Genomic DNA, 14,599 nt, shown 5'->3' with positions numbered 1-14,599 from the left:
AGACATAACGCAAGTTCGTTGCAGAGAGGGTTGGCAGTACTTATGTGTAATTTTAGATTTATACTCACGCAAAGTCGTTGGTTGGGCAACAAGTCGAGTTAACAGCGCAGATTTGGTGATTAGAACGCTAAAAAAAACATGGGATGCACGTAAACCTGATGGAAGTCGCTTATTATTTCACTCAGACCAAGGCAGCCAGTATCGTGCAAAAGAAACAATATCGTGGTTGAACAACCGACAGGTAACAATTAGTATGTCGAGAAAAGGGAATTGCTGGGATAATGCCTGCTCAGAAAGCTTTTTTGCTCAGTATAAAAAAGAATGGATGAACAATTTAAATGAACTGAGTCGTAGTGAAATGACAGTACAAAGTCGCTTTTATATTGAAAACTACTACAACTCAGTAAGAATGCATGGCACGCTAGGGAATGTGAGTCCCATGCAATACGAGTTAATGAATTAAAACCCCGTGTCTACTTTATCGGGGTCGTATCACCCTAATACCTAATACCTAATACCTAATACCTAATACCGACGCGGGGTGAACCCGCTGCTACAGGCATAAAAAAACCTTGCGATATTAACCGCAAGGTTTTTAAACTTCTCGAACCTCGAACCTCGAACCTCGAACCTCGAACCTCGAACCTCGAACCTCGAACCTCGAACCTGAGATTTTTACAAATACTCAAATACTTTAACTACCCGCTCTACGCCAGAGATGTTGCGAGCTATATTAACGGCTTGGTTTGCTTCAGCGTCAGGTACTAGCCCCATTAAGTATACTTCGGCATTTTCAGTCACTACTTTTATATTATTACTGCTGATGTTTTCAGCCGCTAAAAGCTGCGCTTTTACTTTTGAGGTTAACCATGAGTCGTGAGTTTGCGTGGTGATTCCAATATTAGAGCCAATGCGAAGTTGGTTATGAATTTTGCGAATACCAGATAGGTTCTCAATGGTTTTAAACGCTTGGTTTTTCATTTCTTGGTTAGGCACTTGGCCTACCATTAAAACCACGCCATTTACGCTTATTACGCTGATATGAGCAAACTTATTAAGGCGTTCATCTTCGCTAATAGCAATGCTGGCTTTTATTTCAATGTTGTTGTCGTCTATTTGTGAGCCAATGGTTCGTCTATCGTTAGCGGCAGTAACAGCACTGGCTGTACCGGCGACCACAGCAGCGGCACAACCTTGTAATAATACAACAGTGCCTAGAATAATTAGGGAGCGTTTAAACATAATTTTCGTCCTGAGGGAAAAGGGTTAAATCCACCAACTCACTTAAACAGTGGAGGTTCACTAAATGCGATTCAATAATGCGACTCGGGCGTTTAGACGGCGTACGAATTTCTACATCGTTATGGCCAAGCAAGCCAACGAGTTCGCCGCCATCATCGCCTACCATTACTATGACCTTCATATCTTTGGTAAGTGCCGCTTCTACTGCAGAAATTATGTGTTTTTCATTACCATTAATGGCAAGTACCAATAATAAGTCACCTTGCTGAGCAAAGGCACGAACTTGGCGTGCAAAGGTATCGTGGTCATCTATTTGATTGCCTTGGCCCAAGTTAATATTTTCTTGTGAGAGAGCGATTGCAGGTAAGCAGGGACGTTCTGTTTCGTAAAAATTAACCAGTACGCCTGCCATGTGTTGTGCCAGCATATGGCAGTTTGCAGTACCGCAACAGATCAATTTATTCCCATTGATCAGGCTTTGTGCAATGGTAAATGCCGCTGATTCTAACGCGCTTGGCAATACTTCGCCTGCAGCTATTTGAACTTGAATACTTTCTTTAAAAATTTCTTTAATTGTATCTTGCATGGGTTACCAACAATTTATCTCTAATTCTGTGTGAGCTCACACCGGCTTTATTAAAAGGTGATTATTTTAGGCGTAAGCTAATGTTTAACTGTATGCTCAACATGAAGCTGTTGTAATCGTCTTATTTTTATACATCAGACATTAAAATACGTTTTTCAGCCAGTTAATATGTAATGACGGTTCGCCTGTTATAGCTACGTAATCAATACGTAATGGCTGGTTTTTTAAGTTTTTAGCACCAAGGTAATGATAAATAGTGCGCTTTAACTTAGCTTGCTTTTGCGGGCTTAGCGCATAATTAGCGCCGCCTTTTATGTTATTTTTACGAAACTTAACTTCAACAAACACTAAGGTGTCACCGTCTTTCATAATGACATCAAGTTCGCCGTAGGGGCAGTAGTAATTCCGCTCAATCGCTTTTAAACCTTGCGCTTCTAAATACTTTTGCGCTTGGCGCTCATAATACTGGCCTTTTTCACGACTATTTTGCCACAGCTGTTTAAACCACGACATGCTAACCCCTTAGTTAATAATGGTTATGCCATCGTTTGCCGACTGCATAAATAGCGGCACAGGGCGTTGTGTTTTTAATTCCACAGGTTTTATACGGCGATTGCTGTACTGCGCCCATTGCAGTGAACGTTCAATATCACCGGCACTATTAATGGACAATTTACCGCTTAAGCCTGAAAAGTATTTATCGGGTGTAATGCTCAGCTGCCTAATATCATTCAGCATGGCGACGGCATCGTAAGCCATGGCAAATAAACGTTGGCTAATATCAGCCTGTTCAGGCCATAAATCATTATATTGCTGACGAAGATTATGCTGCGTAATTTGTGAGTCTAACATCCAAGGAAGTTCGGTAAAATAGAGCCCGTCTAAATCGCCTTTGTCAGTGGTATCTATTTGCTTACTATGACTTTTAGAGCTGGCGTAAATAGGGATTCTGTCGGCAAAGGTGCTTACGTTAACATCTAGGTAAGGCTTAATTAATCGGGTCTCTATGGCGTCACCTAATATGTAAATTGCATCAATATCGCCACGTGAGCGGGTTTCACTTTCTACTTCTTTATTAAAGAGTGTTTTAACCGATTTAATACGCTCTTTTGATTTATCAACTTCTAGCAAGCTGGTAATGGTATTGGGCATATCTTTATTATCGTTGTAAAAGCCAACTTGTGTGGTTGTTTCACTATAGCGTTGCCATTGCAGGTTAAAGTAGTCAATTAAGCGCTGACCATTGGTATTATTTGGCGCTAGCAACATAGGTTTTTGATAACCTTGCGCTAAAAAATGCTCTAGGGTTTGTTGTACTTCATGCTCTGGATTAAGCGCAAAAAAGTAGTGTTGCAGAGAGGTTCGTTCGCCATCAAAGGTATTTAAATGTAATGTGGGTATATCGAGTAATGTATTGGTCTTAGCGAGCTTATCAATATTGGCTTTTAATAGCGGGCCAATAACAAAGTCTGGTTGTAATTGCGAAATCTGTGCGCTCAACGCTTCGGTTTCGGTATTTTCATCAATAAACAGCGTTTCGCTAATCTCTTTTTTATCAAGTGCAGCCAGTATGCCGGCTTTTAATGCATCCCCTAAGCGCTTGTTAGCACCTGACTGAGGTAATAGCACAACTAAGCGTTCAATATTTAGTGGTGCTAATTCATTGGCGTAAGTATCTTGTTTTGGTAGAATATTGGTACCAGGGTGCCCAAGGTAACGGCGGCGCCAATTATTAATCGCTTGGTCTAAATCAACAGAGCTGTTGGCATAAACCTGATGATACAAAGCTAAGTTAACCCAGCCTTGTTGAATAACCGAGCCGCGGTTAAATCGCTCTAATGCATACGAAGAAAGCTGCTTTAAATTATGCCAAAGTGCGTCATTAAGTTTAGGGATAGAAATATTATTTTTTGCTACCGATTCAGAGGCAGCAAAAAAGTAAGGAGCTGCACGTTTTGGTAAGTCTTGCGACGCAAAAATGCTGGCAGTTAAAAATTGGTGCCAAGCAAAATGCTCAGGTTGCTTAAGTTGCCCCTCAAGCGTGTTTAGTACCTCAAGTGCTTGCTGATTTTTATTTTGCTCTTTTTGCGCAAAGGCAATGTATAAACGATTTTGAATTTGATCAACACTGGCGGTAAGTGCAAGTTCAGTGCATATTTTTTCGAGTAGTGGCCAGTTTTCTTCCGTAATGGCGCTATCACGAGCACTATAAAGTAGCTGGATTTTATCAGCGCCATAGCGGTTTTGCGCTAATTGGTAAATAGATTGCGCATTCAGTGCTTCATTTTTCAGCGTATTGGCACTGTTACTTAAGTTATCGCTGGTTTTAGTTGGTTTTTCGGTTGTGCTACACGCCGATAACCCTGACAATATAATTAATAGACTAACTAGTTTAAGTCGCACAATGATTTCCCATACGTTAACGCGATTTGCTTATATTACTGACTGACGCAGGAGACCTCAATGTTAAATGAGGAGAATTCACAGAAAATTGGCACTCTTTACGTTGTTGCCACCCCAATCGGCAATTATGACGACTTAAGTCAGCGTGCAATCGCGACATTATCGCAGGTTGACTTAATCGCGGCTGAAGACACTCGCCATACTGGTAAGCTACTTAGCCACTTTGGTATTAAGGCTAAAACCTTTGCGTTACATGACCATAATGAAAAGCAAAAAGCGCAGCAAATTATCGACCAACTTAATCAAGGGTTAAATATTGCATTAGTTTCTGATGCAGGCACACCCCTGATCAGTGATCCTGGTTATGCGGTGGTTAATTTATGTCGTGAGCAGGGCGCAAGTGTAACACCCGTGCCTGGTGCATGTGCTGCTATTACGGCGGTATGTTGTTCTGGGTTACCTACTGACCGTTTTCAATTTATTGGTTTTACACCTGCTAAAAGTAAAGCGCGCCAAGACTTTTTTATAGATGCGGTTAACTCAAGTATTACCAGTATTATGTATGAAAGTACCCACCGTATTATGGCAAGCCTTGACGATTTAGAAGCAGCGCTAGGTAGTGAGCAGCAGGTGGTATTTGCCAAAGAGCTCACTAAAACATTTGAAACCTTTTTTAATGGCACAGTGACTGAGTTAAAGCAGTTTTTAACTGACGATCCTACTAAACAGCGCGGTGAAATAGTACTCATGCTGCCGGGTAAACCTAAGGTAGTTGACGATATTCCGCCAGAGGCACGCAAAATGTTAGCGCTACTTGAAAACGAAATGCCAATGAAAAAAGCCTGTGGCGTGGTGGCCGATTACTTTGGTATGAAGAAAAACGCGCTGTATAAAACAATTATTGAAGAAAAACAGTAAATGTTTACTGCGTAGTGTGGTGCTCTCATGTATACTGCGCGCCGAGTTAGCCAAGATAATCGCTGCCTGCAACGAAAATGCGCAGGGGGAGGAAAGTCCGGGCTCCACAGGGCAGAGTGCCAGTTAACGGCTGGGGGGCGTGAGCCCACGACAAGTGCAGCAGAGAGAAGACCGCCAATCTTCGGATTGGTAAGGGTGAAAGGGTGCGGTAAGAGCGCACCGGACCGCTAGTAATAGTCGGTTGCAAGGTAAACTCCACTCGGAGCAAGACCAAATAGGGTTCCTTATGGCGTGGCCCACGTTGGAACCGGGTAGGTTGCTTGAGCCATAGAGCGATTTATGGCCTAGACGAATGATTATCACTTTCTTCGGAAAGGACAGAACCCGGCTTACCGGCTGACTCACTCATTCAATAAAAAAAGCCCGCAGTTAACGCTGCGGGCTTTTTGTTGTTTGGAATAAGCTGTCAGGTTGCGGGCGGCGAGCTTCGGGTTGCGGGCTTAAAACCTAAACTCGACGCGAGACTAACTATCGCCTTCAGGCATAAAAACCTTGTAATGTTAACCGCAAGGCTTTTAAATTTCTCGAACCTCGAACCTCGAACCTCGAACCTCGAACCTCGAACCTCGAACCTCGAACCTCGAACCTCGAACCTCGAACCTCGAACCTCGAACCTCGAACCTCGAACCTCGAACCTCGAACCTCGAACCTCTCTATATAATATTTTTTCCTTGCTCCGGATCGCGTGATTCATCGGCTTGCTCGCGAATATCATCCGTATCACTACTTACATCATCAATACTGTGTTCGTGCTCTGTGGTTTTATGTTTTTGAATATGTGATTGCTCGTTAATTTCTTCTGTTGTCTCTGTTGTCTCTGTTGTCTCTGTTTTAGCTTCGCTTGCTATGGGATAAATATCTTCACCTTGGCTATTGAGCAATATACGCTCTCTGGCATTGTCAGGCATGCTTATATTATGTTGCGTAAAACTATTGATTAACTCTCGCATAAGCTGTGAGGATACTTTTACCGTGCTGTATTGTTCGCCGTTGACCCAAAAGTAAACGGTAAAGTTAATAGTGGCGGAGCCTAAGTTATCAATCAATACTTGGGGAGGTGGATCGCTAAGCACAGAGGTTTGCTGCGATATTATACTAATTGCCAAACTTTGTGCGTCGCGAATGTCATTATCGTAGCCAATACCGATTGAAAAATGACCGCGCATTTTTGGATTAGCGGTTAAGTTTTTAATGGTATTTTTATACACAGTCGCATTGGGTATTTGAATATGATTGCCATCGTAGTCAACTAAAGTGGTTGCCCGTGCAGTTACTTTTTTAACAATACCAATTCTGCCATCAACTTCTATTACATCATCTATTTTAAATGGACGCTGTACACTTAAAAGTAAACTGGCAATAAAGTTCTCAGCAATATCCCGAAAGGCAAAGCCTAAAATAAGCCCAATTAATCCGGTGCCACTCATAATTGCGACCGCGAATTCGGTGAGTCCTGCCAAGCGTAAAAATAGATAAAACCCGAGTAAAATAATTAAGGTGCTAATACCTCGCCTAGCAACTAGGTGTACTAATTTACTCTTGGTCATGTAAGTAACAGGCTTTATTAACAAGCGTGATAATGGTGTGGCAATTAAATAACTAATCACCAAAATAACAATCCCTAATAATAAAGTGGGCAGTAATTGCATGAATGTGTGTAGTAATTGCACGCTTTGATCTTTTAAAAAGCTCCAGGAAATAGAGTTTGGCTTAACGGTGTCGATTGCTGGAATTGATGTGTTATTAGCGAGTGTTGCAATTAAAGCACTGAGCATAGAGGTCATCCGTGTTAGGTCGAAGTAATTAGGGTCTGTGTTAAACAATAGCAGCAAGTCTAGGGTCTGTTGAACCTTTGCGGATTAATATTTGTTCAAATTAGGGGCAATTTAATCGCGGCGCGAGGTTTGTAACCTAGTGGGCTAAGTAAAAACCGAGCAAAGCTTCCGCGTCCTGCTCACGCCCCTTACCTACATTAACAAAGAGTTAATTGCCCCTAGGCAGAACCCTTCGGGCAGCGCCTGTTTGGCATTAATGCTACGTTATCGCCTATTTATGGGGAATACCACACCACATAGGCGCTGCCTTGCCTAAATACCAAACAGACTGCTGCAAATTAAACCTTGAAAGGTCAACAGACCCTAATACCAAGCAGTATTTGTTTGGCAAACATTTTGCTACTTAATTAGAAAAAGGGAGTTAACTATGAGTGACTTTAAGCGTGGCCAAAGAGCCAAGCAGCCTAACCATATCCCTCTGCGTGGCTGGTGGGATATTACAAGGCGAATAGTAAAACAAATGAGCCGTGATAATTTATCTTTAGTGGCGGCTGGCGTGGCATTTTATGCGTTACTGGCTATTTTTCCCGCCATTGCGGCATTGGTGTCTGTGTATGCTTATTTTGCATCACCGAATGATATTAGTGTGTATTTAAGTCAGTTTATGGCGTTATTACCACAAAGCACTCAAGAAATTATTTTATCTCAAGTTTCAAGTCTTGCGCAAAAGTCACAAACTAGTTTAAGCCTTAGTGCGCTGGGTACTTTACTGTTAACTATCTGGAGTAGCTCTAAGGGCAGCCAAGCGTTGATCACAGCATGTAATATTAGTTATCACGAATACGAAAAACGCTCATTTTTAAAGGCGCAACTTGTGCGTTTGTTATTTTCAGTGGGTGCAATTGTGGTGGCTGTAATAGCACTGGTAATTATAGGTATATTACCGCTAGCGCTTAATTTACTCGGAATTAAAGAGAGTATTGATTTTTTAATCATGCTTATATCATGGCCGTTGCTGGCATTGACCTTTAACTTTGCATTATTAATTTTATACCGTTATGCGCCTCACAGAAAAGCAGCTAAATGGCGCTGGGTTACCGTGGGCTCATTCACCGCCACCGTATTATGGATTGTGGCATCTTTTGGCTTTTCATTTTATGTATCTCATTTTGCTAGTTACAACGAAACATATGGCTCTTTAGGTGGAGTGGTTATTATGCTTATGTGGCTATTTATTAGCGCTTATATCATTATTTTGGGAGCCACAATCAATGCTGCGTTAGAGCAGCAAACCGCTCAAGACAGCACCATTGGACCAGATGAAAAAAGAGGGCAGCGAGGTGCGTATGTAGCAGACCACCTCGACACAAAATAACCAGTATTAGGGCTAAATGACTTTTATTTCAAACTAATTACTTGATTTGTTGTTATCAGCTGCATAAACGAGGCTTTGTGCAGCGGCTTTGAAAACAAATAGCCTTGGCCATAATCACAACCGGCCTCAAGTAATAAATCCATTTGTAATTTTGTTTCTATGCCTTCGGCAATCACTTTTAAACCAAGCTGGTGAGCCATCATAATAATTGCTTCACATAAGGCCAGCTCTTGGCTGTTTTTTTGAATATTATCAACAAAGCGTTTATCGATTTTTAGGTAGTCGGTATCCATTTCTTGTAAGTAAGCAAGCGATGAGTAACCGGTGCCAAAGTCATCAAGGGCCAATTGCATCCCTGACTTAACCAAGGCTTTTAGGCGGCTTTGGGTCAGTTCTTCAGGATTAACCATCAAGCCTTCGGTAATTTCTGCCACAATACTCGATGCAGGTAAATTTGCTGTCTCAAGCATGCCATACCAATCGTCTATACCACTGTCTGTGGTTGCGAGCTGCACCGGCGATACGTTAATGCTTATTTGAAATTCATCTTGAATGTGTTTTTTAATATCATTAAGTGTTTGTAGTGCTTCAGTAAATACAAATTGACCGAGCGCATTTATTTGTCTAGTTTCTTCAGCTAAGGGAATAAAGTCAGCGGGGCTGATCAGGCCTTTTTCTGGGTGTTGCCATCGAATAAGCCCCTCAGCTTTATGAACGTGTAAATCATCAAGCGATACGATAGGCTGATAATATAACTCAAATTGCTCTAGCTCTATAGCTGAGCGAAGATCTTTGAGTAGTTGCATTCTTGCGTTTGCATCTTCACGCATATCATGTGAGAAGAACTCAAAGCCATTGCGGCCGCTATTTTTTGCTTTATACATAGCTTGGTCAGCGGCTTTAAGTAATTGCTCTGGATTTTGGCCATCATCTGGCGCGCAGGCAATACCAATACTGGCACTGATATACACTTTTTCATCTTCAATAAAAATAGTGGAGGCAAGGCTAAGTAGCAGTGATTTTGCTATTTTTTTGATGTTATCGCTGCCATGTAAATCACTAAATACAACAACAAACTCGTCTCCGCCAATTCGTGCTACAAAGTCAGCCTCTTTGGCCGTTTGCACAATTCGCTCCGACACTAACTTAAGTAATCTATCGCCGTAATGGTGGCCCAATGTATCGTTAATATCTTTAAAATGATCAATATCTAATAGCATAATGACCAGTTTTTGATCTGCATTGGTAAGGTTTGCGAATCGTTGGTTTAAGCGCTCTTTTAGTTCTAATCGATTAGGCAAATCGGTTAAATGATCAAAGTGCGCTTGTCGCCAAATTAATTCATCTGCTTGTTTTTTCTCGGTTAGGTCGGTAAAAATAGCAATACGACTAGTCGGGACTTTATTTTTATCGTAAATAGTATCGATGGTTAACCATTCAACATACAGCTCGCCATTTTTACGACGATTGGTTATTTCACCTTGCCAGCGGCCTGTTTTATTTATTGACTGCCACATGTAATTATAAAACTGCTTATCGTGTTTACCCGATGATAAAATACCCACCGTTTTATTGAGTACTTCTTTTCGAGAATACAAAGTTGTTTCACAAAATGCAGGGTTCACATCATAAATAACGCCATTTTCATCTGTGATTGCCATACCTTCACTGCTGTTGTTGTAAACTAATGACGCTAAATGCAACGATTCTTGATTTTGCTTTCGTTGTGTGATGTTACTAATAACGATAATAAACTCATCGGCTTTTTTCATTGGGCTAATTTTAGCTTCATAAAACTGATTGTCTTGTTCTTGTTCAAGCTCAATAGTTACCGGAGCGTTCAGGGGTATTAAGTACCCTTGCACTTGTTTTAAATTAGCATCAGAGAATAAACACGATAATTTTTTAGGGGGTGTTGAATGGCTATAATTTAACGATTTAGTACGTCCACCGGTATCAAGAATATTGCCATTGACATCTACGCGTAAAAAAGCATCGGGTAATGCATTAAGCAGGCTATTGAGCTCGTCATGCTTATGTTTAAGGGATGCTTCAGCCGTTAAGCGAGTTTCGGCCATGTATTTAAAACGATGGTAAAGTCTATTTAGCTCAGGACTATTGGGCTGCTCATCGTCATGAGGCATATTACCGGCCGCTAAGCGGTTAACCGCCTGCGTTAGACTTTTAATCGGATTTAAAATGCTTTTATTGACCAGTCGTCTAGCTAATACAGCTAAAAGAAGAATGGTCATTAAAAATCCTAAAACCATTTTTACAAAGTTAATATCTATCCGCTCAAGTGTTTTATCTATTGGTTGAGTAATATAAATAGAGAGCTTATTGTCATTGCCATCTCGATAGAGAGTCGTTTGATGAAAAACTCTACGGATACCATCTTTTCCTTTAAAAATGACACCTGCTTGTAAATTATGTTCTAAATCAAACTCTTCCAATTTATAACCTAATCTATCGGCTGAAAAAGGGGAGTTGGCTAAAATAAGATTATTAGAGTCAGTGATGGCGACTCGAACTTCTGTCGGTAAATTCAAGCTATTAAGTGCCGAGCTCCACCAGTCTAAAGCAATTACAGTTACTATCACGCCTTCAATATCATTGTTTTCATTGAGAATAGGGGAAGCAAAGTTAATGCTCTGGGCTTCAAGGCTGCGATCGTGCTGGAAATGGCCAATACTAAACTCTTTACTGGCGAGTGCGTTTTTAAAGTAGGGACGATCACTAACGTTGATATCAGGGGCGCCATTATTTGAGGAACAAATTAAATCGCCGTCTTTGTTTACTAAACCAATATTCGCGATATTGCCATTGAGTGCCTTAACATCTAAAAAATACGAAGGGCAGCGAGAAGATAAAGACTTAATGTCTTTCTGCTTTTTTGCTAAAAACTCAGTAATATGCTCTACATCATTAATCATGCTTTGCTGCTTGATAATTAGGTGCTCAGTGATAGAGCGCACTTTTTTCTCGTGCTCTTTAATAGCCGCGTCACGACTAAACCACAAGGTTACTAAAATGACAGCAGCTACAGGCATGCAAATTAGCATAAGTAGGCGATAAAGCTGATGTTTTAATGATGCAGTAAAAATAATCGTATCCAAATAAGTATGGGGTGAAGCTATGGCCAATAATTATACTATAAATAACCTTTAATGTACTAAAATTATATCGCAAATATTAAATTTACTTTTATTGTATATAACTGAAATTTATTAATTAATTTTCGGGTCTAATTGTAATTATAAATTAATATTTTATACTTTTACTTAACCTATTTTAGGCAAAAAATGAAAATAACCAAAGTACTAACTGCTTATGCTACCCAAGATGGGGATGGTGTTAATATTCGTCGTATTCCAGGATTTGATGGTAAATATTTAGATCCATTTTTAATGATAGATGAGCTTAAATCTGACGATGAAAGTGATTATATTGGTGGCTTTCCTCCTCATCCTCATAGGGGGATCGAAACCTTTACCTATATTTTAAAAGGCGGGTTTGAACATCAAGACCAAATGGGTAACAAAAAGGCGATTCGTGCGGGTGACGTACAATGGATGAGTACCGGTAGCGGTGTTATGCACAGTGAAATGCCCCTTGCCGATGCTGAACAAGGCTTACATGGCTTTCAAATTTGGCTCAATATGCCAAGTGCTCAAAAAATGCGTGAGCCTCAATACCAAGATACCACAGAGCAACCAGTACCGAGTTTTACTAATCAACAAGGTATTAGTCTTAAAGCGCTAGCAGGGACATGGCAATTTGAATCACACCAATTGGCTGCAAGCTTACAAAATTTAGCTGCTAATGGCGCTATAGCCGATGTAGTTTTGCCTGCGGGTGAAGGGCTTAATTTACCGGCTTTAAAACAGCAAAAAGTAATGATTTATATTTATACAGGCTCATTAATATCTCAGACAGGTGACGTGTTTAATGCGGGTAAGTTACTTATATTAGAACCATTGAGTGACATTGCATTACAGGCACAGAAAGCGGCGGGGGTTCTTATTTTAGCAGGCGATCCACTTAACCAGCCAATTGCGCATATGGGACCTTTTGTAATGACCACTGAAGCTGAAATTCGCCAAGCGGTTAGCGATTATCAAAATGGTTTTTTTGGCTCATTGTCGTGATAAATCGATGCGCGAATGACTTTTAAGCAAGTAGCTTTAATAACCAAGTGTATTTTTTTATCGTGTTTGCATCACCTTTAGCAGACTCAACTACAGCGCCAGCTGCAAACGCACTGGCGAGCCCCACTTTTGTTGCTGCAAAGCGTTTGGCTCTGTATTTTATAGCTGCAAGATGCTGACGTTTTAGTTCTGATCGCATAACAACTTCTTTATCTAGCTGCTGCACGCGAGCGTTCGGTGAGTTGATCAAATAATTGATTAACATAATAGTGTGTGCCTTATAATTTAAGCAGTTGCCTTAGGCTATTTAGCGTTTTAGTAAAGCCAATTTTTTTGCTTAGATAAACGGCGTTTCGCCACAGCCAAACTAAGCATAAAATTTGTAGGCTGATCACCATTGCAATGCTCAGCCAGATAGAGCTAAACAGATCAAAGGTGGCAAAGCCTACAATACCTAAAAACCCCACCCACAGTAACACCAAGCCACTGGCAAAACATCCTAGTAGAATGGTGATCAGTGCTAAGGATCTTAGCGATAGCTTCCACTCTGCTATTGCCAGCTGATGTGTCAACTTTCCTTGTTGATGATAATCATCCTTGAGCTGCGCTGCATAGTCAGCAAGCTTAGCAACGTGATCTTGCCAGTCATCGGCGTGTTTTGCCGATGACGGCGAATCTGTCCCTTGTGATTCACTTGGTGTTGAGTGTTGGTTTTGCATTAGTATTACTTACGACGAAACAGTGCTGTAACTAACATACCAGCAGCAAACGCCAGACCCGCCGTTGCTAATGGGTTTTCTGATGCGAGTTGACGCGTTTTAGACGAACACTCTGCTAGTTTCTCACGAGCGGCTAACTGCTTTTCATTAAGCGTTTCAGCTGAGCTGCTTGCGCCTTTACGAACGCCACTTTCTGCCGCCGCCGCTTTGCTTGATAATGCATCAACTGCGTCATGCGCTGCTGATGTCGCTTTATCTGTTAGCGGTGCTTCAATCTCTTGTTTTGCATCAATAGGAGTTTTGCTCTTCGTTGCCGTAGCCATAATCAATCCTTAATAGTTTTTTAAAGTAATTATTTAGATGCAATGATTAAACCAGTCTTTAACCTGTTGTTTTATATGAATTGTATTTTATTTACGAATTTTGAGTGGGTTTATAACTGTAACTATTGCGACAATAGTTTGTAATTTTTACAAACTAGGACGTGTTGAGCATTCGAGATTGATTTTTTTCTTTGTCCACTCGGTTACAAACCTCGCGACACGATTAAACCGCATCTAGTTTGAACAGACTCTAATTCACAAAGGTCAGCAGGGCTCAAATAAATTGTAATTATTCACTGTTTATTCATTAAGCAAATAATGCCAACAAGCTAATAAAAAGAACGATAAAAAATTTTTTACTGGCTGATCAGATTTTTTATTAAACAATTCAACCGCTTTAATCGGAGCCTTATTTTTTCAGGCTTCGCGGGGTGCTAAAGCTGGGTGACTTACTTGACAAAAAGGCTTGTCAAGTCCTAAACTGGAGCACTGTGGTAAAAAGTGGTGTTTAGTGGATCAAACTGGATCGGGTTAATCAAAAAGTTGATTAAAATAAATTTACAATAGGCTTTTTATGTTTCGTGGCGCAAGTTCACTGAGTTTGGATGATAAAGGACGTTTTGCGGTACCAACAAAGTACCGAGATACGCTATTGTCTGAAGATCAGGGAACGGTAATTTGCACCGTTGCACTCAATGAGCCTTGCCTTTGGTTATACCCTCTTGCTGAATGGTTAGAAATAGAAAGCCGTTTAGCAAAAATATCTAATATGAATCCTAGAGCACGACGGATGCAACGTATGTTGTTAGGTAATGCGACAGAGTATCAGCTTGATAAAAACGGTCGAATTTTGTTGGCGCCTTCATTGCGCTCACATGCAGAACTTGGCAAAAAAATTATGCTGGTGGGTTTAATGAATAAATTTGAAATTTGGGATGAGGCGCGTTGGCACGAGCAGATGCGCCAAGACACTGAGCTTGAAAGGCTCGGTGATTTTGAACCGAATGACGATTTAGATAACTTCACCCTCTAGCAGCAAAATAAAAGGCA

14 protein-coding genes and 1 other RNA gene are annotated in these 14,599 nt (G+C 40.8%); 6 read left to right on the top strand and 9 right to left on the bottom strand.

Translation table 11 applies throughout. From position 1 onward, the window contains the following. Positions 1-463: IS3 family transposase (locus P20311_RS05945; RefSeq protein ID WP_036984904.1), on the top strand; the 463-nt coding region annotated here is incomplete at its 5' end. Between the two features lie 212 nt (positions 464-675). Here P20311_RS05945 and dolP read toward each other — a convergent pair. From dolP to P20311_RS05925, 4 genes are all read right to left on the bottom strand, one after another. Beyond that, positions 676-1,242 (bottom strand): division/outer membrane stress-associated lipid-binding lipoprotein, encoded by a 567-nt coding sequence (dolP, locus tag P20311_RS05940; protein ID WP_008110723.1) that lies wholly within the window; start codon positions 1,240-1,242, stop codon positions 676-678. Beyond that, positions 1,235-1,828, bottom strand: coding sequence for an SIS domain-containing protein (locus P20311_RS05935; RefSeq protein ID WP_008110721.1), 594 nt, complete (start codon positions 1,826-1,828; stop codon positions 1,235-1,237). Before P20311_RS05935 ends, dolP begins: the two co-directional genes overlap by 8 nt. 141 nt (positions 1,829-1,969) lie before the next feature. Then, positions 1,970-2,341 carry a YraN family protein gene (locus P20311_RS05930; RefSeq protein WP_008110719.1) on the bottom strand — a complete coding sequence of 124 codons (372 nt, stop codon included), beginning with the start codon at positions 2,339-2,341 and terminating at the stop codon, positions 1,970-1,972. A gap of 9 nt (positions 2,342-2,350) precedes the next feature. Beyond that, positions 2,351-4,231 (bottom strand): penicillin-binding protein activator, encoded by a 1,881-nt coding sequence (locus tag P20311_RS05925; protein ID WP_008110717.1) that lies wholly within the window; start codon positions 4,229-4,231, stop codon positions 2,351-2,353. A 60-nt stretch (positions 4,232-4,291) separates the two neighbouring features. Here P20311_RS05925 and rsmI point away from each other — a divergent pair, with 60 nt between their 5' ends. Together rsmI and rnpB are read left to right on the top strand one after the other, a co-directional pair. After that, on the top strand, positions 4,292-5,149 hold the full coding sequence (gene rsmI / locus P20311_RS05920; protein WP_008110715.1) for a 16S rRNA (cytidine(1402)-2'-O)-methyltransferase: 858 nt from the start codon (positions 4,292-4,294) through the stop codon (positions 5,147-5,149). A 42-nt stretch (positions 5,150-5,191) separates the two neighbouring features. After that, positions 5,192-5,557, top strand: an RNA gene (rnpB, locus tag P20311_RS18500) — RNase P RNA component class A. Positions 5,558-5,862: 305 nt separating this feature from the next. On the opposite strand, the gene P20311_RS05915 is transcribed toward rnpB, so the two are convergent. Continuing rightward, entirely contained in the window at positions 5,863-6,984 is a 1,122-nt protein-coding gene (locus tag P20311_RS05915) for a mechanosensitive ion channel family protein (protein ID WP_008110713.1), read from the bottom strand. 427 nt (positions 6,985-7,411) lie between these two features. Between P20311_RS05915 and P20311_RS05910 the strand changes: the two genes are divergently transcribed. Continuing rightward, positions 7,412-8,359: a YihY/virulence factor BrkB family protein gene (locus P20311_RS05910; protein WP_008110709.1), complete on the top strand. Its 948-nt coding sequence runs from the start codon at positions 7,412-7,414 to the stop codon at positions 8,357-8,359. Positions 8,360-8,382: 23 nt separating this feature from the next. On the opposite strand, the gene P20311_RS05905 is transcribed toward P20311_RS05910, so the two are convergent. After that, on the bottom strand, positions 8,383-11,409 hold the full coding sequence (locus P20311_RS05905; RefSeq protein WP_036984902.1) for an EAL domain-containing protein: 3,027 nt from the start codon (positions 11,407-11,409) through the stop codon (positions 8,383-8,385). 252 nt (positions 11,410-11,661) lie between these two features. Between P20311_RS05905 and P20311_RS05900 the strand changes: the two genes are divergently transcribed. Next, positions 11,662-12,507 (top strand): pirin family protein, encoded by an 846-nt coding sequence (locus P20311_RS05900; RefSeq protein WP_008110704.1) that lies wholly within the window; start codon positions 11,662-11,664, stop codon positions 12,505-12,507. Between the two features lie 22 nt (positions 12,508-12,529). Here P20311_RS05900 and P20311_RS05895 read toward each other — a convergent pair whose 3' ends face one another. The 3 genes from P20311_RS05895 to P20311_RS05885 are packed head-to-tail and all read right to left on the bottom strand — an operon-like array spanning position 12,530 to position 13,549. Then, entirely contained in the window at positions 12,530-12,772 is a 243-nt protein-coding gene (locus tag P20311_RS05895; RefSeq protein WP_008110702.1) for a hypothetical protein, read from the bottom strand. 13 nt (positions 12,773-12,785) lie between these two features. Beyond that, entirely contained in the window at positions 12,786-13,226 is a 441-nt protein-coding gene (locus P20311_RS05890) for a hypothetical protein (protein WP_008110701.1), read from the bottom strand. 5 nt (positions 13,227-13,231) lie between these two features. Next, on the bottom strand, positions 13,232-13,549 hold the full coding sequence (locus P20311_RS05885) for a hypothetical protein (protein WP_008110700.1): 318 nt from the start codon (positions 13,547-13,549) through the stop codon (positions 13,232-13,234). A 574-nt stretch (positions 13,550-14,123) separates the two neighbouring features. Between P20311_RS05885 and mraZ the strand changes: the two genes are divergently transcribed. Further along, the gene (mraZ, locus tag P20311_RS05880) at positions 14,124-14,582 is read left to right on the top strand and encodes a division/cell wall cluster transcriptional repressor MraZ (RefSeq protein WP_008110699.1); all 459 of its coding nucleotides are present in this window, start codon (positions 14,124-14,126) and stop codon (positions 14,580-14,582) included. The last annotated feature ends 17 nt before the right edge of the window (positions 14,583-14,599 follow it).

The sequence above is a fragment of the Pseudoalteromonas sp. BSi20311 genome, assembly GCF_000239875.1.
In the GTDB taxonomy this organism is placed as follows: Bacteria; Pseudomonadota; Gammaproteobacteria; order Enterobacterales; family Alteromonadaceae; genus Pseudoalteromonas.
The sequence above is the reverse complement of the archived record's forward strand: the minus strand, read 5'-3'. Positions and strand labels throughout refer to the sequence as shown.

Coding starts and splice junctions, on each gene's coding strand:
- P20311_RS05900 (WP_008110704.1), top strand. CDS start 11,662: ATGAAAATAACCAAAGTACTAACTGCTTATGCTACCCAAGATGGGGAT.
- P20311_RS05915 (WP_008110713.1), bottom strand. CDS start 6,984: ATGCTCAGTGCTTTAATTGCAACACTCGCTAATAACACATCAATTCCA.
- P20311_RS05910 (WP_008110709.1), top strand. CDS start 7,412: ATGAGTGACTTTAAGCGTGGCCAAAGAGCCAAGCAGCCTAACCATATC.
- rsmI (WP_008110715.1), top strand. CDS start 4,292: ATGTTAAATGAGGAGAATTCACAGAAAATTGGCACTCTTTACGTTGTT.
- P20311_RS05905 (WP_036984902.1), bottom strand. CDS start 11,409: ATGCCTGTAGCTGCTGTCATTTTAGTAACCTTGTGGTTTAGTCGTGAC.
- mraZ (WP_008110699.1), top strand. CDS start 14,124: ATGTTTCGTGGCGCAAGTTCACTGAGTTTGGATGATAAAGGACGTTTT.
- P20311_RS05890 (WP_008110701.1), bottom strand. CDS start 13,226: ATGCAAAACCAACACTCAACACCAAGTGAATCACAAGGGACAGATTCG.
- P20311_RS05930 (WP_008110719.1), bottom strand. CDS start 2,341: ATGTCGTGGTTTAAACAGCTGTGGCAAAATAGTCGTGAAAAAGGCCAG.
- P20311_RS05895 (WP_008110702.1), bottom strand. CDS start 12,772: ATGTTAATCAATTATTTGATCAACTCACCGAACGCTCGCGTGCAGCAG.
- P20311_RS05885 (WP_008110700.1), bottom strand. CDS start 13,549: ATGGCTACGGCAACGAAGAGCAAAACTCCTATTGATGCAAAACAAGAG.
- P20311_RS05935 (WP_008110721.1), bottom strand. CDS start 1,828: ATGCAAGATACAATTAAAGAAATTTTTAAAGAAAGTATTCAAGTTCAA.
- dolP (WP_008110723.1), bottom strand. CDS start 1,242: ATGTTTAAACGCTCCCTAATTATTCTAGGCACTGTTGTATTATTACAA.